General features: G+C 64.0%; 18 protein-coding genes. 10 read left to right on the forward strand and 8 right to left on the reverse strand.

The window, feature by feature from the left end; all coding sequences use genetic code 11:
- A complete protein-coding gene (locus RFM41_RS16380) occupies positions 1 to 432 on the reverse strand; it encodes a TerB family tellurite resistance protein (protein ID WP_320248424.1) in 432 nt (143 codons plus the stop codon).
- A gap of 107 nt (positions 433 to 539) precedes the next feature.
- Between RFM41_RS16380 and RFM41_RS16385 the strand changes: the two genes are divergently transcribed.
- The 4 genes from RFM41_RS16385 to RFM41_RS16400 all read left to right on the forward strand — a co-directional run bounded on the left by RFM41_RS16385 (position 540) and on the right by RFM41_RS16400 (position 3023).
- Positions 540 to 1325 (forward strand): TSUP family transporter, encoded by a 786-nt coding sequence (locus RFM41_RS16385; RefSeq protein ID WP_320248422.1) that lies wholly within the window; start codon positions 540 to 542, stop codon positions 1323 to 1325.
- 52 nt (positions 1326 to 1377) lie between these two features.
- Positions 1378 to 1548, forward strand: a complete 171-nt coding sequence (locus tag RFM41_RS16390; protein WP_140678069.1) for a hypothetical protein — start codon at positions 1378 to 1380, stop codon at positions 1546 to 1548.
- A gap of 136 nt (positions 1549 to 1684) precedes the next feature.
- Positions 1685 to 2518, forward strand: coding sequence for a helix-turn-helix domain-containing protein (locus tag RFM41_RS16395; RefSeq protein WP_320248419.1), 834 nt, complete (start codon positions 1685 to 1687; stop codon positions 2516 to 2518).
- Between the two features lie 85 nt (positions 2519 to 2603).
- Complete coding sequence (locus tag RFM41_RS16400; RefSeq protein ID WP_320248418.1) at positions 2604 to 3023, forward strand: VOC family protein; 420 nt, start codon at positions 2604 to 2606, stop codon at positions 3021 to 3023.
- Here RFM41_RS16400 and RFM41_RS16405 read toward each other — a convergent pair whose 3' ends face one another.
- Positions 3024 to 4499, reverse strand: coding sequence for a cobyric acid synthase (locus tag RFM41_RS16405; protein ID WP_320319279.1), 1476 nt, complete (start codon positions 4497 to 4499; stop codon positions 3024 to 3026).
- Positions 4499 to 5116, reverse strand: coding sequence for a dimethylsulfonioproprionate lyase family protein (locus tag RFM41_RS16410; protein WP_320248414.1), 618 nt, complete (start codon positions 5114 to 5116; stop codon positions 4499 to 4501). The genes RFM41_RS16405 and RFM41_RS16410 overlap by 1 nt, the downstream gene beginning before the upstream one ends.
- A gap of 139 nt (positions 5117 to 5255) precedes the next feature.
- Here RFM41_RS16410 and RFM41_RS16415 point away from each other — a divergent pair, with 139 nt between their 5' ends.
- Together RFM41_RS16415 and mmsB are read left to right on the forward strand one after the other, a co-directional pair.
- On the forward strand, positions 5256 to 6422 hold the full coding sequence (locus RFM41_RS16415) for an isobutyryl-CoA dehydrogenase (RefSeq protein WP_320248412.1): 1167 nt from the start codon (positions 5256 to 5258) through the stop codon (positions 6420 to 6422).
- Positions 6423 to 6444: 22 nt separating this feature from the next.
- Complete coding sequence (gene mmsB, locus RFM41_RS16420) at positions 6445 to 7329, forward strand: 3-hydroxyisobutyrate dehydrogenase (protein ID WP_320248410.1); 885 nt, start codon at positions 6445 to 6447, stop codon at positions 7327 to 7329.
- 324 nt (positions 7330 to 7653) lie between these two features.
- Here the strand turns inward: mmsB and RFM41_RS16425 are convergent, their stop codons facing one another.
- From RFM41_RS16425 to RFM41_RS16445, 5 genes are all read right to left on the reverse strand, one after another.
- Positions 7654 to 9033 carry an aspartate aminotransferase family protein gene (locus tag RFM41_RS16425; RefSeq protein WP_320248408.1) on the reverse strand — a complete coding sequence of 460 codons (1380 nt, stop codon included), beginning with the start codon at positions 9031 to 9033 and terminating at the stop codon, positions 7654 to 7656.
- Positions 9034 to 9085: 52 nt separating this feature from the next.
- Positions 9086 to 9208: a hypothetical protein gene (locus RFM41_RS16430; protein ID WP_041003987.1), complete on the reverse strand. Its 123-nt coding sequence runs from the start codon at positions 9206 to 9208 to the stop codon at positions 9086 to 9088.
- A gap of 40 nt (positions 9209 to 9248) precedes the next feature.
- Complete coding sequence (locus RFM41_RS16435; protein WP_320248407.1) at positions 9249 to 11318, reverse strand: prolyl oligopeptidase family serine peptidase; 2070 nt, start codon at positions 11316 to 11318, stop codon at positions 9249 to 9251.
- A 73-nt stretch (positions 11319 to 11391) separates the two neighbouring features.
- Positions 11392 to 12546: an MFS transporter gene (locus RFM41_RS16440; protein WP_320248405.1), complete on the reverse strand. Its 1155-nt coding sequence runs from the start codon at positions 12544 to 12546 to the stop codon at positions 11392 to 11394.
- Positions 12547 to 12639: 93 nt separating this feature from the next.
- Positions 12640 to 13812: an MFS transporter gene (locus RFM41_RS16445; protein WP_320248404.1), complete on the reverse strand. Its 1173-nt coding sequence runs from the start codon at positions 13810 to 13812 to the stop codon at positions 12640 to 12642.
- A 201-nt stretch (positions 13813 to 14013) separates the two neighbouring features.
- Between RFM41_RS16445 and RFM41_RS16450 the strand changes: the two genes are divergently transcribed.
- The 4 genes from RFM41_RS16450 to RFM41_RS16465 all read left to right on the forward strand — a co-directional run bounded on the left by RFM41_RS16450 (position 14014) and on the right by RFM41_RS16465 (position 20630).
- The gene (locus tag RFM41_RS16450; RefSeq protein WP_320248403.1) at positions 14014 to 15591 is read left to right on the forward strand and encodes a trimethylamine methyltransferase family protein; all 1578 of its coding nucleotides are present in this window, start codon (positions 14014 to 14016) and stop codon (positions 15589 to 15591) included.
- 387 nt (positions 15592 to 15978) lie between these two features.
- Positions 15979 to 16419, forward strand: coding sequence for an endonuclease domain-containing protein (locus RFM41_RS16455; protein WP_320248402.1), 441 nt, complete (start codon positions 15979 to 15981; stop codon positions 16417 to 16419).
- Positions 16420 to 16451: 32 nt separating this feature from the next.
- Complete coding sequence (locus RFM41_RS16460) at positions 16452 to 19034, forward strand: GcvT family protein (RefSeq protein WP_320248400.1); 2583 nt, start codon at positions 16452 to 16454, stop codon at positions 19032 to 19034.
- A 66-nt stretch (positions 19035 to 19100) separates the two neighbouring features.
- Entirely contained in the window at positions 19101 to 20630 is a 1530-nt protein-coding gene (locus RFM41_RS16465) for an ArnT family glycosyltransferase (RefSeq protein WP_320248398.1), read from the forward strand.
- Positions 20631 to 20634: the final 4 nt, after the last annotated feature.

Raw genomic sequence — 20634 nt, forward strand, 5'->3', positions numbered from 1 at the left:
TCAGCTCTCCGGCTTGACCAAATCGACGGGGCTGATGTCGAGAAGGTCGAGCGTGCGGCGCAGCAGCTTCACCTCGCTCTCCGCCAGCTTGGCATCGGCCTTGGCGATCTCGGCCATATGGCGCGCAAGCAGTTTCCGGCGCTCGACATCGAGGTCGCGAAACAGCGCAATCGCCTGCGAGCCGTTGGTCTCGTAGCCAAAATCGTTGAGATATTCGATGACGCTATCGATGCTGCTTTCCGGAATGCCGAACGCTTCCTTGCAGATGCGCCGGAAGACGACCATCTCGCTCTCCGAGACCGAGCCGTCGGCCAGGATCATGCGGAACAGCATGAGCAATTCCGCCGACAGCACCGGATCGTCCGCCACCTTGCGCACCCCCGGGTCACCGTCGAAGATCGAACGTATCTGGTCGAGCAGCGCCATCGCCATCAAGCTCCCCTTTGCGATTCCGTCGAGATTGTTAGCGTGGAATCGCTCTTGCGCAAACTGGTGGAGCGTGATGGAAGCTGCGGCTTCCTTCCAGGCATCCCTCCCCGATGATCGACCTTACCCTGCAGACCGTCCTCATTCTCATCGCCGCCGCTTTTGCCGCCGGTTTCGTCGACTCGATCGCCGGCGGTGGTGGGCTGATCACGATCCCGGCGCTGCTGCTCGCCGGCTTCTCGCCGGTCGCAGCGCTCGGCACGAACAAATTGCAGGGCATGTTCGGTTCCGGCTCGGCCACCATCCACTATGCCGCCAACGGCCAGGTCGACCTGCGCCGCCAGCTGCCGTCGGCGCTGCTGGCGCTTGTCGGCGGCGCGGTCGGGGCGCTTTTGGCGACGGTCGTTCCCGGCGACTTCCTGCGCGCGCTGCTGCCGCTGCTTCTGATCGCCATCGCGCTCTATTTCGCGCTGAAGCCGAACATGGGCGACGTCGACCGCGCCGAGCGGCTGTCGCCTTTCCTGTTCGGACTGATCATCCCGCCGCTGGTCGGCTTTTATGACGGCGTCTTCGGTCCTGGTGCCGGCTCCTTCTACATGCTCGCCTTCGTCACGCTCGCCGGCTATGGCGTGCTCAAGGCGACGGCGCACACTAAGCTGCTCAATTTCACTTCCAACATCGGCGGCTTCATCGTCTTCGCCGCCGTCGGCGTCATCGACTGGAAGATCGGCCTCATGATGGGCGTGGCGCAGTTCATCGGCGCCCGCGTCGGCGCGAGTCTTGCCATCCGCATCGGCGCGAAGCTGATCAGGCCGCTGCTGGTGGTGGTCTGCCTGGCGCTGGCGATCAAGCTATTAGCCGACCCCGCCAATCCCTTGCGCCAGCTAATTGGTGTGTAAGGCTACTGCTGGTAGAATTCCCGCGTTGCGAATCATGTTGGAGGGACCAGACATGAATCTCAGTGCACCCACTCAGCTTGTGTTCATTATTTCGTTGGTCATCGCCATCATCGGCCTTCTCGCTGCTCTTGGCCTGCTCGCATTCATTCCCCTTGCGTCCGTTTGGATCATGCTCATCGCCTATATCGTGCTCGCCGCCGGCTGTTTGATGCGCGGCGCCTAAAGCAATTCCAGGAAAAGTGTGCAGCGGTTTTCCGTCCGGAATTGCGTAAACCGCTAACAGCATTCTCGGGCAACTCGGAGCGCCCGGCCCCGCCGGGCGCTTTTGATTTGAGGACGCGGTCTGTTAGGCTCGGGCCATGTCCGACGAGACAGAGCGCCATCGACAGGATAATCGCTCTCCCGCCCTCCATTTCGAGATGGTGCGGCGCAAGCCCGCAGCCTCGCTCGCAGGCATCGTCACGGATATTTGCGGCTACAGCGAAATTTGGCCCGGCCATTTTCGCATCGTCGAGTACGCCTCGCTGACCGTGCCGCTGGTGATCAGCTTTGCCGAAGCCTTTGCCATCGGGCTTGGCCACAGCCCCGGCGACAATGACCGCTACGCCAGTTTCGCCGCCGGCCTCTATGCCGGGCCGGTCATGATCGAATCCTTCGGCGGCGCCTGCTGCGTCCAGGTCAATTTCACGCCGCTCGGCGCCAGGCAATTCTTCGGCCTGCCGATGAGCGAGCTGCGGGATCGCATGGTCGGGTTGGATGACGCGCTGGGCTTTGACGGCATCGCGCTGCGCGAACAACTCGGCGAGGCATCGGATTGGTACAAGCGCTTCGACATTACCGAAGGCTTTATCGCCGGCCGCCTCGCGGAAGCGAATGGGCTTCCGCCCGAAATCGCCTGGGCCTACAGGACGGTCGTCACGTCGGGCGGTCGCACCCGCATTTCGACGCTCGCCGGTGAGATCGGCTGGAGCCGCAAGCATCTGGCGGCAAAGTTCACCGACGCGATCGGCATGGGCCCGAAGACCTTGTCCCGCATCGTGCGCTTCAATCGCGCGCTTTCCCTGTCGAAGCAGCAGGACGATGACTGGGCCGGTATCGCCGCCGACTGCGGCTATGCCGATCAGGCGCATCTGGTGCGCGAGTTCCACCAGCTTGCCGGCGAAACGCCGACGGCGCTCGCGGCGTCGATGTAAGACCCAGACGAGGTAACATTTCTTCAAGACGCGGTAGCCGCCTTCGCACAGACTGGCATTCATCAACCGACACAGGGAGATTGTCATGCCGACAGCAAACGAAGCACCCCGCCTCTATCCGGCTCTTCGCTACAGAAACGCCGCCAAGATGATCGACTGGCTCAGCGAGGCCTTCGGCTTCGAGGTCCGCGCCCGCTATGGCGAGGGCGATATCGTCCACCACGCCGAGCTCACTTTCGGGTCCTCGATGATCATGCTGGGTACTGCACGCGATGACGATTACGGCAAGATGGTGGGCGAGCCCGGCGGAGGCGGCGGCAAGTCGATCTACATCGCCATCGATGACGCCGACGCCGCCTATGCCAAGGCCAAGAAGGCCGGCGCGAAAATCATCCAGGAACTGGTCGACCGGGACTATGGCAGCCGCGAGTTCATCTGCCTCGACCCGGAAGGCAATGTCTGGTCCTTCGGCACCTATTGGCCGAAGGCGGGCGAGAAGGCGTAGTCAGCGCGCCAGTCCGAAAATCGCATCGCAGTCGAGATGGGCTTCCAGCTCGGCCGCGACCTCGTCCAGCGCCTTCTCGACGTCCGCGCGATAGTCGAGGCCGCCTCCCCTGACACCAAGGCTCTCAAGGTAGGCGGCGCGAAAGGCGTCGGCGGAAAACAGCCCGTGCAGATAGGTGCCGATCACCTTGCCGTCGGCGGAGACGGCGCCATCCTCGGCGCCGTTGAGGATCGTCGACGGACGCGCCGTGTCCGGGCCGGTGGTGCGGCCGAGATGGATCTCGTAGCCTTCGAGCGGCAGGCCGAACTGCAGCGACTGCGCGCTGGAATTGCGCACGGTCTTTTCCGGCTCCATCACCGTTTCGATGTCGAGCAGGCCAAGGCCCTCGGCCTCGGTCACGCTGCCTTCGATGCCATCCGGATCGCGCACCATGCGGCCGAGCATCTGGTAGCCGCCGCAGATGCCGACGACATGGCCGCCGCGCTTACGATGCGCGAGAAGATCGCGATCCCAACCATTCTCGCGGAATTTTAGGAGATCGCCGATCGTCGATTTCGAACCGGGGATAACGACCAGCCCGGCATCCTCCGGCAGTTTCTTGCCCGGCGGCACGAACACCACCTCGACCTGCGGCTCCGCCTTCAGCGGATCGAGATCGTCGAAATTGGCGATGCGCGCCAGCATCGGCACCGCCACCTTCAGCGCCCGCTTCTCGCCGGAAGCGAGGCGCTCGAGCACGACCGAATCCTCCGAAGGCAACCGGCCGGCCGCCTTCAGCCACGGCACCACGCCGAAGAAGCGCCAGCCTGTGAACTTTTCGATTGCGCTAATTCCGTCGTCGAACAACGAAACATCGCCGCGGAACTTGTTGATCAGATAGCCGGCGATCATGCGCCGGTCTTCCTCCGGCAGGATGAGATGCGTGCCGGCGACGGAGGCAATGACGCCGCCGCGGTCGATATCGCCGACCAGGATCACCGGCACATTGGCGCGCGTGGCAAAACCCATATTGGCGATGTCGCGGCTCCTGAGGTTGATCTCGGCGGGCGAGCCTGCACCCTCGACGATGATCAGGTCAGCGCCCTCGCCCACCTTCGCCCAGGAATCGAGCACCGCATCCATCAGCCCGGCCTTCATCGCCTGGTAGTCGCGCGCCCGCGCCTCGCCATAAACCTTGCCCTGCACCACCACCTGCGAGCCGATATCGCTCTGCGGCTTGAGCAGCACCGGGTTCATATGCACCGTCGGCCTCACCCCACAGGCCAGCGCCTGCAGCCATTGCCCGCGGCCGATCTCGCCTTCGCCGGCGCTGTTGTCGCCGGGGATATCGGCGACAGCGGCATTGTTCGACATGTTCTGCGGCTTGAACGGCCGGACCTTCAGCCCACGATTTTTCGCGGCGCGGCAAAGTCCCGCCACCAGCACCGTCTTGCCGACATCGGAACCGGTGCCTTGCAGCATGATCGCTTTTGCCATCAGCCCCTGCCTCTCAAGTCGATCATCGGGCCGATCGTCGATTTCTGCGCCAGCGGTCCGCCGCGCCAGAGATAGAGCGCCATCAGCGGCTCCTTGCCGGTGCGCATGGCGTGGCTGACATTCGACGCGTGGTGAATGACCTCGCCAGCATCGCGCGTATGAAAGCTCCGCTCGCCCATCCGCCATTCCGCGCCGCCGGTCAGCGGGATGTAGATCTCCTCGGCGATGTGGTGATGGTCGGGATAAACGATGTTGGGCCCGAGGATCAGCAGGCCGGCGGCGACCTCTTCATTGACGAAATGCCCGCGCGTGCCGAACAGTTCCAGCCAGCCGTAGTTGTCGATGAAGCTCTGCCCGAAATCGACGGCGGTATAGGTCTGCCCCCAGCGCAGCGCGCCCCAATGGTCGGCAACGAACCGCGTCAGCGGCCTGGCGTCGGCCGGCGCAAGCTCGGCGATGCGATCGAGATAGCCGAGGCAGTCAAGCGGGCGAGGTTCGAGCGCGCGAGCCGACATGTTCCAGCCGATTCGCGCGACTTCGCCCGCGACCAGATCGCTGTCGACGCCGGCGAGATAGGCATGGAACCGCTCCAGCAAATCATCGAAAATTGTCGGCACGCAAGAGCTCCGTTCGTCATTCCATGCACAGCCGGTTCTCAACGGCCCGGGTTGCGCGGCGGCATCATTGGTCTAGATTGAACGGCGCGCAAAGCCAAAAACGACAGGCCAGAAGGCCTGAAGCGACAGGGAGCACGTCATGGACGCGGCAGTCGATGCGGGCACTGGCCAATTCGAACTCAACGAGGAACAGCGCGCCATCCAGGAGATGGCCCAGGCCTTCGCGGCGGACCGCGTCGCGCCCAATGCGCTCGATTGGGACAAGGCAAAGCACTTTCCTGCCGACGTGATCCGCGAGACGGGGCCGCTCGGCCTTGGCGGCATCTATGTGCGCGACGATGTCGGCGGCTCGGCGCTCGGGCGGCTGGATGCGGTGCTGATCTTCGAGGCGCTCGCCCATGCCGATCCGGCCTTTTCGTCCTTCATTTCCATCCACAACATGGCGGCCTCGATGATCGACCGCTTCGGCAGCGACGAGCAGCGCCATCGCTTCCTGCCGAAGCTGACCTCGATGGAGTGGCTGGCAAGCTATTGCCTGACCGAGCCTGGCTCCGGATCGGATGCCGCGGCCCTGAAGACGCGTGCGGTGAAGAGTGGAGGCGACTATGTCTTGAACGGCGCCAAGCAGTTCATTTCCGGCGCCGGCGACAGCGATCTCTATGTCGTGATGGCGCGCACCGGCGGCGACGGCCCGAAAGGTATCTCGACCTTCGTCGTGCCGAAGGATGCGCCGGGCCTCTCCTTCGGTGCCAACGAGCACAAGATGGGCTGGCACATGCAGTCGACCCGTCAGGTCATCTTCGAGGATTGCAAGGTGCCGGCCGAGAACCTGCTTGCCACGGAAGGCGCCGGCTTCGGCATCGCCATGGCCGGGCTCGACGGCGGCCGGTTGAACATTGCCGCCTGTTCGCTCGGCGGCGCGCAGTCGGCGCTCGACAAGGCGCTTGCCTATACGGCCGAGCGCAAGGCCTTCGGCTCCAAGATCAACCAGTTCCAGGCACTGCAGTTCAGGCTGGCCGACATGGAGACGGAACTGCAGGCGGCCCGCATCTTCTTGTATGCCGCCGCTTCCAAGCTCGACCGCAAGGCGCCCGATGCCGGCAAATGGTCGGCCATGGCCAAGCGCTTCGTCACCGATATCGGCTTCGACATCGCCAACCAGGCGCTGCAGCTGCATGGCGGCTACGGCTATCTGCACGATTACGGCATCGAGAAGCTGGTGCGCGACCTGCGCGTCCACCAGATCCTCGAAGGCACCAACGAGATCATGCGCGTCATCATCGCACGCACGCTGATCGGCCGCTGAACAGACTTTTGGGAGAGAGACAATGAGCACCATCGCCTTCATCGGCTTGGGCAACATGGGTAATCCGATGGCCGCCAATCTGGTAAAGGCCGGCCATGCGGTGTTGGGTTTCGACCTTGTGCCCGACAACCTGACCGTCGCGAAGGAGCACGGCATTGCCGTCATGGCGAACGCCGTCGCGGCGGTGAAGGACGCCGACGTCGTCATCACCATGTTGCCTGCCGGCAAGCATGTGCTGTCGGTCTATGAGGACATCGCGCCCAAAGCAAAGAAAGGCGCGCTGTTCATCGATTCCTCCACCATCGATGTCGAATCGGCGCGCAAGGCGCATGCGATTGCCGCGAAGCATGGCCTTCCATCGATCGATGCCCCCGTCTCCGGCGGTACGGGCGGCGCCACGGCCGGCACCCTCACCTTCATGGCCGGCGGCTCGAACGAGGCCTTCGCCGCCGCCGAACCGATCCTGAAGCCGATGGCAGGGCGCGTCGTCCATTGCGGCGGCGACGGCGCCGGCCAGGCTGCCAAGATCTGCAACAACATGATCCTCGGCATCTCGATGATCGGCGTCGCCGAGGCCTTTGTGCTGGCAGAAAAGCTCGGCCTGTCGCACCAGGCGTTGTACGATGTCGCCTCGACTTCGTCGGGCCAATGCTGGTCGCTGACCACCTATTGCCCGGTGCCCGGCCCCGTCCCGGCATCGCCAGCCAACCGCGACTACAAGCCGGGCTTCGCCGCCGCGCTCATGCTGAAAGACCTGAAATTGTCGCAGGAAGCAGCGCAGAGCGCCGGCGCCGTGACCCCGCTCGGCGCAGAAGCCACGCAGCTCTATGCCTTGTTCAACGCGCAGGGGCATGCCGGCGTCGATTTTTCCGGCATTATTAATTTCCTGCGGGGCGATAAAAGCTAAGCGGCTGCTTTCGAACGGTTATTAGCGCATTTTCTCGACACAAAGCCGGCAAATTTAGATTTGCTTAAGGTCTCGATAACTCACCGGTAACGATGTGCCTTTAAAACGGATTGCGAGGCGGACATCGCGTCCGCCCGGCGCTCCGGATCAGGTCTCGCGTACCGGAGCCCGTAAGTTTCGCAAGTACTCTTGTCGCGAAACGCCATGCGTATCTGGCAGAGCCGCGTTCCCGCCGGGACGCGGTTTTTGCTTTTACAGGATAGCACGCGAGATATGCAGGAATGGACCGGGCGCCCAACCAGGGAGCGCCCGGAGAATATTCGCTCAGCGCTTGCGCAAGTCCGCGTCAGCGAGATCGAGCGCCTTGGCGATACGTTCGCAGGCCATGTCGATCGTATCGCGCGTCCAGATCAGCGGCGGCGAGAGAATCATCGTGTCGCCGGTGGCTCGCAGCATCATGCCGTTCGCGATCGCATGGTCGCGCACCACGACCGCGGCACTTCCCGACGGCAGATAGCGTTCCTTGGTCGCCTTGTCCTTGACGATCTCGATCGCGCCCATCAGGCCGATCGAGCGCACCTCGCCGACCAGCCTGTGGCCTGCGATCCGCTCCTGCAGCGCCTGCGCGAAATAGGGACCGGTGTCGTTCCTGACGCGCTCGACCAGCCCCTCCTTCTCGATGATCTCGAGGTTCTTCAGCGCCACAGCGCAGGCCACCGGATGACCGGAATAGGTGTAGCCGTGATAGAATTCGCTGCCCTTCTCGACCAGCGTCTTGGCCACACGGTCGCCGACCAGCAGCGCCGACAGCGGCTGGTAGCCCGAGGTCAGCGCCTTGGCGGTGGTGACGGTGTCGGGCTCGACCCCAAAAGTCTGGGCCGCGAACCACTCGCCGGTGCGGCCATAGCCGGTGATGACCTCGTCCAGCATCAACAGCACGTCGTATTTGCGGCAGATGCGCTCCACTTCCGGCCAGTAGCTCATCGGCGGGATCTTCACCCCGCCGGCGCCCATCACCGGCTCGCCGATGAAGGCGGCGACCTTGTCGGCGCCGGCCTCGAGGATCGCGTCCTCGACCGCCTTCGCCGCGCGGATGCCGAAATCATGGTCGCTTTCGCCGGGCAGCGCCAGCTCATAGGCATAAGGCATCATCACATGGACGATGTTGGGCACGGCGCCGCCAAGCTGCTTGTGCATCGGCTCCATGCCGCCGAGCGAGGTGCCGGCGATCGTCGAGCCGTGATAGGCCGACTTGCGCGAGATGATGCGGTTCTTCTCGGGCTTGCCTTCGAGCGCCCAATAATGACGGACGAGCCTGAGCGCCGTATCGTTGGCCTCCGAACCGGACGAGCCGTAGAAGACCTGGCTGACATGCTTCGGCGCCAGCTCCGCCAGCTTCTTCGACAACAGCACCGGTGTCGGCGTCGAGCATTTGAAGAAGGAGTTGTAGTAAGGCAGCTCCTTCATCTGCGCGTAAGCCGCCTCGGCCAGCTCGTCGCGGCCATAGCCGACATTGACGCACCACAGGCCGGCCATGCCGTCGAGGATTTCGGTGCCGTCGGCATCGTAGATGAACGGGCCGTTGGCATGGGTGATGATGCGGGAACCCGTCTCACGCAGTTCCTTGTGGTCGGTGAACGGGTGAAGATGGTGCGCGGCGTCGATCTGCTGAAGCTGCTTCAGCGAATAGTTCTGATAAGTCATGGATTTGATCTTTCCTCTTGAATCAATCCGGCGACAGCCGGGGGCGGATTCGTCAGAGGAAGGCAGGCGGCGAATAGCCGATGCGGGCGCACAGCCGCAAAAGCTCGGCGCGCAGCGTGCGCGGTGACGGCGTCACCGCGACCCCGAAGGCGCCTGATGTGCTGAAGCGGATCATGGCGGCAGCTTATGCCGCCCGAGCCCTAAAATTCAAGCCGTCAGGCGACGCCGCCAAGCGCACGCTGCAGGAACATATAGCGCATCGCCGTCTGCGCCGCTTGCGGCCGGCGGTCGCCGCGTCCGCCATGGCCGCCTTCGGTTTCCTCGAAGAACAGCGTCCGGTCGTGACCTGTCTCCTGCAGCCGCGCCGCCATCTTGCGGGCATGCCCGGGATGGACGCGGTCGTCGGCGGTCGAGGTCATCAGCAGCACGGGCGGATAGGCGGTGTCGGCCGCGACATGCTGGTACGGCGAATAGGCGCCGAGCCAGGCCGCCTCCTCCGGCTTCGACGGGTCGCCATATTCGGCGATCCAGGAAGCGCCGGGCGGCAGTTCGGTGTAGCGCAGCATGTCGAGCAGCGGCACGTCGATGATGACGGCGCCGAACAGCTCCGGCCGCTGCGTCAGCGACGTGCCGGTGAGCAGGCCGCCATTCGAGCCGCCCTGGATGCCGAGCTGCGCCGCCGTGGTGATGCCGCGCTTGACCACATCCTCGGCCACCGCCGCGAAATCGTCGAAGGCGTTCTGGCGCTTGCCCTTGAGCGCCGCCTGGTGCCAGGCCGGACCGAACTCGCCACCGCCACGGATGTTGGCTTGGATATAGGCGTTACCCCTGTCCAGCCAGAGCTTGCCGCGAATGCCGGCATAGCCCGGCAGCAGCGGCACTTCAAAGCCGCCATAGCCGTAGAGCAGCGCCGGCACCGGCCCTTTCTGGTCGCGGCGCCGCACGACGAAATACGGGATCATCGTCCCGTCCTTCGACCGCGCCTCGAACTGCTCCGAAACATAGGGCGAGGCGTTGAAGCGCGCCGGCTGCGATTTCACCGTCTGCAGCGTCTCGCCATTGTCATCCGACCAGATGATAGAGCTCGGCGTCAGGAAATCGGTGAAGGAGAAGGAGACGCTCGAACCGAAATGCTCGACATGGCTGATGCCGACATTACCATTGTCGGGCAGCGCGATCTTTTTCAGCGACCAACCATCGGCGGTGCGGTCGCAGGCGATGACCTTGCCGCGCACATTGTCCATCAGGTTGATGAACAGCCGGTCCTTGGTCCTGGCGAGCCCGGCGATCGAGACGCGACGTGCCGGCGCAAGCACGGTCTGGAACGGACCGAACGCGCCGCTCTCGATCCAGCGGTCGAAATCGAGGGAGTAAAGCCCATCGGGCAGGCATTGCGTGCCGTCTGGCGCCGTCCAGGGGCTGCGCACACCGAAGATCAGTTGGCCCTTGAAGACCGCCGTGTCGGTAGCGTCGTCCGGCAGCGGAATGCGCCGGTTCTCGCCCGAAGTCAGCCGCAGGAAGCTATGCGAGGTGAAGAAGTCGAGCGTCTTGCCGAGCAGCACATGCCGCTTGTCGCCGTCATATTCCACGCCACCGCCGACCGCGAGATGCTGCTTCTCGCCTTCGAAGATCGGCGTCGCATCCTCCAGCTTCGTGCCGCGCCGCCAGAGTTTTATGATGCGCGGATAGCCGGACTGAGTCTTGTCGTCTTCCGCGAAAGCTGCCGAGACGATGACGGTATCCTTGTCCAGCCATGAAAACCCAGACTTGGAGGCCGGCGCTCGGAAACCGTCCTCGACAAAGGACTTCGTCGCGATGTCGAATTCGCGCATCTCGCTGGCATCGCCGCCATCGGGCGACATGTAGAGCAGGCAGCGGTTGAAATCCGGATAGAGCCGGCTGGCACCGCCAAACACCCATTTGATGCCTTCCTTCACCGAGAGCTGGTCGAAATCGATGATCGTCTCCCATTCCGGCTTGTCGGTCTTGTAGGAAGCGACAGGCGTGCGCCGCCACAGGCCCAGCGCATTGGTCTTGTCCTGCCAGAAATTATAGACGTAACCGGCAAGTGCGGCCCCGACCGCGATATTGTCCTCGGCCGTCATCAGGTCGAGCGCGGTCTCGAAGGTTGCCTGATAGGAAGGATCGCCCTGCAGTTCGGCGGCCGTCAGCGCATTCTGGCGATGAACCCAGTCCAGCGCCTCCTTGCCGTTGCGATCTTCCAGCCACAGGAACGGATCGTCAGCCGTCAATTCGGGCTGGGTTTTGGTCATCGTGCTGGTCATGCGGATCTCCATCTGACGGCTCCGCCTACATCGCGTTCGCTGCGTCTATATTCAAGAGCCGTGGCGGGATCGATTACAAAACCCGCCTGCGCGCGACGGTGGCCGCCGCCAGCGCCGCGCAGATCGCACCCAACGTCAGCGGGAGGCCGGCGGCGCCGATGACATCCATCACGCTGCCGGTCAGCGGCGGCACGATGATGCCGCCAAGGCCCCACATCAGCGAGAAGGCCGCATTGCCGGCGACCAGCGCCGAGCCGGTGAAGCGCTCGCCGAGCTCGATGATCGACATTGTGTAGATGCCGTAGGAAACCGCGCCCCAGACAAAGACACAGACCCAGATCAGCGGCGTCTCGATCAGCGCCGGCAAAAGCACGCAGCCGAGGATGGTCACGGCCACACAGCCGAAGCGCACCAGGCGCGCCGTCAGCCTTTCGGCAAGCAGGCCGAGCGGCATCTGCATGGCGATGTTGCCGGCGATCATCACCGACAACAGCGCCGACATGCGCGCCTCGGCAATGCCGTGGTGCGTTCCATAGACCGGCAGCAGCGCCAGGATCGCCTGCTCGAAACCTGCCGCGACGATCACCGCCGACATGAGCAGCCAGGCCATCGGTATGAAGCCCAGCACCGAAACCTTGTTTTCGGCCTCGTCGACCTTCGGCAGCCGCTTCAGCACCACGGCCAGGCAGGCCCCGCAGAAGACAAAAGCAAGGATGCCGACCAAGAAAGGCGGCCAGCCTTCGGTGCCGACGGCAAGCAGGCAGAGCGGCCCGGCCGCGAAGCCGGCCGAGATGATGGTCGAATAGATGCCCATGACGCGGCCGCGGCGCGACGGCGGCGCAAGCGCGATCACCCAGATTTCGCTCAACACATAAAGCGGGTTGGTGACCACGCCGATCAGGAAGCGCAGCGGAAACCACAGATAGACATCCTGCGTCCAGCCGATCAGCGCCAGCACCAACGCCGAGAGCGCGGCGCAGGTCAGCGCGGTGCGCCCTGCCCCGAAGCGGCGCGCCAGTCCCGGGATCAGCGGCGAGGACATGATGAAGCCGACCGGCGTCATAGCCGCCGACAGCCCGATCACCGCCGGCGAAACGCCTTGCCGCTGCAGGATGAAGCTGAGCAGCGGATAGGAAAGCCCTTGCGCGATAGCGAACACCGAAACGGTCGCGATCACGCCGGTGATCGCGGCCCATTGCACCGTCTCGTCGCGCTCAGCCAGAGCCATCGGTCCTCCTCCAACCGCCCGGAGGCTTAGCCGTTGTGGCCGGGTGTCGTAAGGCCCACTGGAGACGAAAGCGGATATTCCAGCCAAACCCTGTCAGGTACGCTTGCGTTGCAGGGAGCGATACAAGGCGAACGCCACCAGCAGCACATCGAGCCCGATGATAACGGCGGGCAGCCCGAGCGGCCCGATCGCCTGCATCAGGGCTCCGGCGCCGGGCGGGCCGACGATGCCGCCTACGCCCCACAGCAGCGCGAAGGCCGCATTGCCGGTGACCAGCAGCGAGCCCTTGAAGCGGCTGCCGAGCTCGACCAGCGCCATCGTATAGACGCCGTAGCCGACCGCGCCCATCACCAGAAGCACGCCCCAGATCAGCGGCGTGGTGATCAAGAGCGGCAACAGGATCGCGCAAACCGTCGTCGCCATTGCGCAGAAGAGGATCATCGGCCGTCCGCCGAAGCGTTCGGCGAGCAGGCCGAGCGGGATCTGCAGCACGATGTTGCCCAAGGAGAGCATCATCACCAGGGCGGCAAGCATCGCCTCGGGCAATCCATAGCCAGCACCGAAGACGGGCACCAATGCGTAGGTGCTTTGTTGCACGGCGGCAGACACCAGCACGGCCAGAAGCAGCGCCGGCGCCAGCCTGGCGAAACCGAAAAAGCTTCCGGCGGGCTGCCCGTCATCCTCGAAACCGGTGAGCTTCGAGGAGACGAGCCGCAGAATGATCGCGCAAAGGGTGAAGCCGGCAATCCCGACGCTGAACGGAGCCCAGCCGGTGGTTCCGACCAGGGTCAGGGTAAACGGCCCGGCCGCGTAGCCGGCGCCCATCAGCGTGTTGAACACGCCCATCACGCGCCCGCGCCGCGATGGCGGCGCCAGCGACAGCGCCCAGACCTCGCCAAGCACATAGAGCGGGTTGATGACCACGCCGATGATGAAGCGGACGACGTACCAAGCCACCCAGTTCTGCAGGTAGAAGATGGCCAGGAAGCACAGGGCGCCGATCAGCGAGCAGCCGACCGCCAGGTTCCGCGCGCCGGCCAGCCGCACGGCCGCCGGCACGAAGGAAGCCGACAGGATCAACCCGACCGGCATCATGGCCGCGGAAAGACCGATCAGCCCCGGCGAGAAACCCTGCTTTTGCATCAGCAAGGTGAAGAGGGGCGAGCTCAAACCCTGCGCGGCACCGAACATGGCGAGCGCGGCCGTGACGCCGGCAAGGGCCGCCCATTGCGTTCGATCTCCAGCGGTCTGGGCGGAAGCGGTCATTGTAGCTCGCGGTTGAACAATCACAGCACCCATATCAGCGGCGAAAGCCGCTCTGATGCCTCAGCGGAAGCAATTCGGCGAGCCAGCAAGCTCCCCTTCCGTCATGTCGCTTCCCTCGCCCTAGTGGTCGCCGCCTCCTCACCGGCGGCATTGCCGGCGGTCCATTATGCCGGCCAATTTCGCATTTTCACGAGGCTCCTCATGACCGCTGCCCTTCATCCTGCCGAGCCCGCACTGGCAACCGATCGCGCCCGCCGTGGCGGCCGCGCGGGCAAGCGCGCCGGCGGCTCGGCCGCCTTCGAGCAGCCTGCCTTCCGGCAGTTGAAGAACCCGCTGACGCCGACCAAGCTGGTGTCCGACGACGAACTGGAATCGATCCACCTCGCCTCGCTGCGCGTGCTGAAGGAGATCGGCGTCGACGTCCTGCACGAGGAAGCCCGCCGCATCATGAAGGCGCATGGCGCTGATGTGCGCGAAGGCTCGGAGCGCGTGCGCTTCGACAGCGACGTGATCCTCGAGCTTGTCTCGCACTGCCCGTCGGAATTTACCCTGCATGCCCGCAACCCGGCGCACAATCTGCGTTTCGGCGGCAACAACGTCATCCTGTCGATGATGGCTTCGGCGCCGAACTGCTCCGACCTCGATCGCGGCCGCCGACCCGGCAACCAGGCCGACTACCGCAATTTCCTGCGCCTGGCGCAGATGCACAACATCCTGCACTGCACCGGCGGCTATCCGGTCGAGCCGATCGACATCCACCCGTCGGTCCGGCACCTGGAATGCATCCGCGACCTCGCCATGCTGACCGACAAGGTCTTCCACATCTATTCGCTCGGCAAGGAGCGCAATGTCGACGGCATCGAGATCACCCGCATCGCCCGCGGCATCAGCCGCGAGCAGCTGATGGCCGAACCCTCGGTCTTCACCATCATCAACACCAACTCGCCGCTCAAGCTCGACGTGCCGATGATGGAAGGCATCATCCAGATGGCGAGCATGGGCCAGGCGGTGATCGTCACGCCGTTCACCTTATCGGGCGCCATGGCGCCTGTCACCGTCGCCGGCGCGCTGGTGCAGCAGAACGCCGAGGCGCTTTCCGGCATCGCCTTCGCGCAGATGGTGAAGAAGGGTGCGCCGGTCGGCTATGGCGGTTTCACCTCGAATGTCGACATGAAATCCGGTGCGCCGGCCTTCGGCACGCCCGAATATATGAAGGCGCAGCTCGTCGGTGGCCAGCTTGCCCGCCGCTATAATATCCCTTACCGCACCTCCAACACCTGCGCCGCCAACACGGTCGACGCGCAGGCCGCCTATGAAAGCGTGTTCTCGCTCTGGGGCGCCATCCAGGGCGGCGGCAATCTGATGATGCACGGCGCCGGCTGGCTGGAAGGCGGCCTGCGCTGCTCCTACGAGAAGACCATCCTCGACATCGACCTTCTGCAGATGGTGGCCGAATTCCTCACCCCGCTCGATCTTTCCGAGGATGCGCTCGGCTTCGACGCCATCCAGTCGGTAGGCCCCGGCGGCCATTTCTTCGGCACCCAGCACACGCAGGAGCGCTACAAGACCGCCTTCTATTCTCCGATCGTCTCCGACTGGCGCAACTTCGAGACCTGGACCGAGGCAGGCTCTCCGACGGCGATGGAACGCACCAACAAGGTCTGGAAGGAGCGCCTTGCCTCCTACGAGGAGCCGTATATGGATCCGGCCATCCGCGAGGAGCTCAACGACTTCGTCGAGAAGCGCCGCGCCGAAGGCGGCGCGCCAACGGATTTCTGATCATCTGTGTTGAGGATGAATAGTCGACCCCCACTCCGTCGAGCTTCGCTCGACACCTCTCCCCCGATCGACGGGGGAGAGGAAAGGCGCGAGGCGATTCCAGCCAGCTCCCTTCCTCTCCCTCCGGAGGGGGGAGAGGTGGCGCCGCAAAGCGGCGACGGAGTGGGGGAAGCCCTCCGCGAGACGCGTAGTCGCTGCAAACCGGACGCGACCCAGCAAGTAGAAAATCAAGCGGCTTTGGTACACAGTCGACCCCCACTCCGTCGAGCTTTGCTCGACACCTCTCCCCCGATCGACGGGGGAGAGGAAAGGCGCGAGGCGATTCCAGCCAGCTCCCTTCCTCTCCCTCCGGAGGGGGGAGAGGTGGCGCCGCGAAGCGGCGACGGAGTGGGGGAAGCCCTCCGCGACACGCGAAGCCGCCGCAAACAAGGCACGACTGAGCGAGCAAGAAATCTCAGGCAAGCCGGCAATCAGGCGGAAGCATTGCTTTGGCTTGAACTGAAGGCTCGCAAGCTCGGCGGCTACCGCTTCACTCGACAGTTTTCCATCGGACCGTTCTTCGCAGACTTCGCTTGCCGCGAGCGTTGGCTCGTCGTGGAGGTCGATGGATCCCAACACGCCGACAGCTCATACGACCGGCGCCGCGACGACTTCATGCAGGCTCAGGGTTACTCGATCTTGCGGTTCTGGAACCACGATGTCCTGAAATACCGCGCTTCCGTCTGTGAAACGATCCTTGCGGCGCTTGATGGCAAACTGGCCGAGAACATCGCAGTGGCCGATCTGCGCTTTGTTTTTACGCCTCGTCCACTTAATTCAGCCTCTTAAAACCCAGTCTCTGTAAAAACGGACCTATCTTCATGAAATCCCACGTAAAAGCGGTTGTCATCGGCGGCGGTGTCGTCGGCTGTTCGGTGCTCTACCACCTCGCCAAGGCCGGCTGGACCGACATCATGCTGATCGAGCGCTCGGAGCTCACCTCTGGCTCGTCCTGGCACGCGGCGGGCGGCTTCCATACGCTCAACGGCGACCCGAACGTCGCCAAGCTGCAGGCCTATACGGTGCAGCTCTACAAGGAGATCGAGGAACTCTCGGGCCAATCCTGCTCGCTGCATCTCACCGGCGGCGTCATGATGGCCGATACCCCCGAGCGCATGGACTTCCTGCGCCTCGCGCATGCCAAGGGCCGCTATCTCGGCATGGACACCGAGCTCATCACGCCTTCGGAAGCGAAGGCCATGTTCCCGCTGATGGACGAGAAGAATTTCGTCGGCGCCATGTGGGATCCGGTCGAAGGCCATCTCGATCCGTCCGGCACGACCATCGCCTATTCGAAGGCTGCCAAGAAGCTCGGCGCCGAGATCGTGCTGCGCAACCGCGTCGTCGACCTGACGCAGCAGCCCGACGGCACCTGGAACGTCGTCACCGAGCAGGGCACCGTTCACGCCGAGCATGTCGTCAACTGCGGCGGCCTGTGGGCGCGCGAGATCGGCCGCATGGTCGGCGTCGAGCTGCCGGTGCTGGCCATGGAGCATATGTACCTGCTCACCGAGCCGATGCCGGAGGTCGAGGAATTCAACAAGTCGACCGGCCGCGAGATGATCGGCGTGCTCGACTTCAAGGGCGAGATCTACACCCGCCAGGAGCGCAACGGCATCCTGCTCGGCACCTATGAGAAGGCCTGCAAGCCGTGGTCGCCGGTCAACACGCCGTGGGATTTCGGTCATGAGCTTCTGCAGCCCGACATCGACCGCATCGCGCCGTCGCTGGAGATCGGCTTCAAGCATTTCCCCGGCATCGAGAAGGCCGGGATCAAGCAGATCATCAACGGCCCCTTCACCTTCGCGCTCGACGGCAACCCGCTGGTCGGCCCGGTCCAGGGCCTGACCAATTTCTGGTGCGCCTGCGCCGTCATGGCCGGTTTCAGCCAGGGCGGTGGCGTCGGCCTCGCGCTGTCGAACTGGATGGTGCATGGCGATCCGGGCTTCGACGTCTGGGGCATGGACGTCGCCCGCTTCGGCGAATGGGCGACGCTGCGCTACACCAACGCCAAGGTGCGCGAGAATTATTCGCGCCGTTTCTCGATCCGCTTCCCGAACGAAGAGCTTCCGGCCGCACGCCCGGCGCAGACGACGCCGCTCTACGACACCATGCTAGCCAACAACGCCGTCATGGGCGATTCGTGGGGCCTCGAGACGCCGCTCTGGTTCGCGCCGAAGGGTACGGAACCCAAGGACATCGTTTCCTTCCACCGCTCCAACGACTTCGGCCCGGTCGGCGAGGAAGTGCGCGCTACCCGTGACAAGGTCGGCGTCACCGAGATCGCCAACTTCGCCAAATACGAAGTGTCCGGTCCGGGTGCGGAGGATTTCCTCAACCGGCTGATGACCAACCGCATGCCTAAAGTTGGCCGCATCGTGCTCACCCCGATGGTCAACGAGTTCGGCAAGCTGATCGGCGACTTCACCATCGCCAAGACCGGCGAGGACCGCTTCATGATCTGGGGCTCGTCGGCCGCGCAGAAATATCATATGCGCTGGTTCGAGAAGCACCTGCCGAAGGACGGCCCAAGGGCATCGGAGGTGCGCATCCACCGGTTCGACCAGACGCTGGTCGGCCTCTCCATCGCCGGGCCGAAATCGCGCGATCTCCTGCAAAAACTGGTCGATGTCGACGTCTCCACCAAGGCGTTCCGCTTCATGGATTTCCGCGAGATGGCCGTCGGCGGCGCGCCCTGTATGGTCAACCGCATCACCTATACCGGCGACCTCGGCTACGAGATCTGGATGGCGCCCGCCTATCAGCGCCTCGTCTACAAGGCGATCAAGGACGCCGGTGCCGAGTTCGGCATCGTCGATTTCGGCATGCGCGCGCTGCTCTCCATGCGCCTGGAAAAGAACTTCCCGACCTGGTTCCGTGAGCTGCGTCCCATCTACGGACCGTTCGAAGGCTCGATGGATCGCTTCATCAAGCTTGAGAAGAACGACTTCATCGGCCGCGAGGCCTCGGCCAAGGAGCATGCCGAGGGTCCGAAGCTGCGCCGCGTTTCCTTCATCGTCGATGCCATCGATGCCGACGTGATGGGCGACGAGCCGATCTGGGCCAAGGTCGGCAAGGACTACGGCACGGTCGAGAAGCCGCATGGCTACGGCGCGCCGCGTTTCGACGAGACGGGCAAGGAAGTGCGCGGATCGAAGGCCGCCGAAGGCGCTTCCGCCGTGCGCGGCATCGTCGATGGCGAATGGCGCGTCGTCGGCTGGGTCACCTCGGGCGGCTATGCCCATTACGTGCAGAAGTCGATGGCGCAGGGCTATGTGCCGGCCGCGCTTGCCGAGGACGAAAGCGCCGGCCTGTTCGAGATCGAGATCCTCGGTCATCGCCGCCCGGCACGCATCAATGTCGAGCCGCCCTTCGACCCAAGCGGTGAAAAGATGCGGACCTGACCACCCGGATTTGTTGGATTGCGCCGGTCGCCATGGCATGGTTAAGCCCGCTACCGGCGCATCAGCATGAGAAGACCACCCCCCTTGCGGCAGCTTGAGAAATGGACCGATTGGCTCTGCGATGAACGGGTCGGTTCCTTCAGCGCCGCGGTCGCGCTCGCCCTCCTCTACTGCCTGACCCAGATCGTCGTGATGGCGCTGCTGTCCCATTTTGCGGGCACCGGCGTCGGCGTCGACGATTCCGAGCAGTTGATGGAAATGCGCTTCCTCGCCGCCGGCTACGGCAGTTCGCAGCCGCCTCTATACACATGGCTGGCGATGCTTGCGGCCTCGGTGGTCGGAACCAGCGTCCTTGCCCTCAAGATCGTCAAATACGGCTTGCTGGCCGCGGGGCTGGCCGCATATTTCACCGCCATACGCCGCCTCGGCTACTCGAACCGCGCCGCTGCCGCCGGCATGTTCGGATTGCTTCTGTTTCCCCAGATCTTCTGGGAGATGCAGCACGCGCTCACCCACTCGGTCGCCATATTCTGCTTCACCTCGGTGTTGCTTCTGGCGCTGGTCGAGGTGGAGAAGCGGCGATCGGCAATTGCCTATGCGTTCTTCGGCTTGGCGACGGCAGCCGCGATGCTGTCGAAATACAACATCGTCATCTTCCTTGCCGCCTTGTTCCTGGCATCCCTCTCGGTTCGCGAGACGCGTGAGGCGATCTTCGACCGCCGTTTCGCAATCAGCGTGATAGTAGCGGTCCTTGCCTGCCTGCCGACGCTTTATTGGAGCCTGACGCATCTGGAAGATCTGCTCGCGCACCAAGGCGGCTTGGGCGTCGCCGAAGGCGGCAGCGTCGCAAAGACGGCACTTCTCGGCATCCGCAGGTTGGCCAATGCGATCGTCAATTTCGCCGGATTGCCGGTCGTGATTTTTGCCCTCGCCTATGTCCTGGCGAGGAGAAAACGGACGGAGCCGTCAGAAGCTGTAAGGTGGCCGGAGAAGCTGTTGTGGCGGACGATCGTCCTTGGTCTTGTGGTCACGGTCGTCATCGTGCTGGCGGCCGGCATCACCCAGTTTCGCGACCGCTGGATGCTGCCCATCTTCGTCCTGTTGCCCGCGGCCCTTGCCATGCGCTTCGACGCCATGGGCCAGAGGGGCCGAGAGATGCAAGCCACCATCGTCTTCGTCGGCGCTCTCCTTGCCGTCCTTGTGCTGCCGCTGAGCTGGTACATGCACCTTGAGGGCGGCGACGGCCGCGGCAGTATCGTGCGCATGGATTACCGGTCGCTTTACGACCAGATCAACGCCGACGGACCGGTCAAGACCGTGGTCTCGAGCTGGTTCTGGGTCGGCAATCTGCGCCTGGTCGATGCCGATCTCATCGCGCTCGATGACGAGACACCCGACTTCGCCCGGTCGATCCGCGAGCCGGCGGTGCTTGTCCTGACCGACGACAGGGAATCGTCCTCGGATGTCTTCGAAGAGCTGGCGAGGGCCGGTTACGCAATGGACACCGTGCACCGCACGATCGAAGTGCCGCAGGCGCTCGGCTTCCCGCCGCGCAAGGTGACCATCACCAAACTTCTCAAGAAGGCCGTGCAGTAGGTTT

The sequence above is a fragment of the Mesorhizobium vachelliae genome, from assembly GCF_033977325.1.
Classification (GTDB): Bacteria; Pseudomonadota; Alphaproteobacteria; order Rhizobiales; family Rhizobiaceae; genus Mesorhizobium; species Mesorhizobium vachelliae.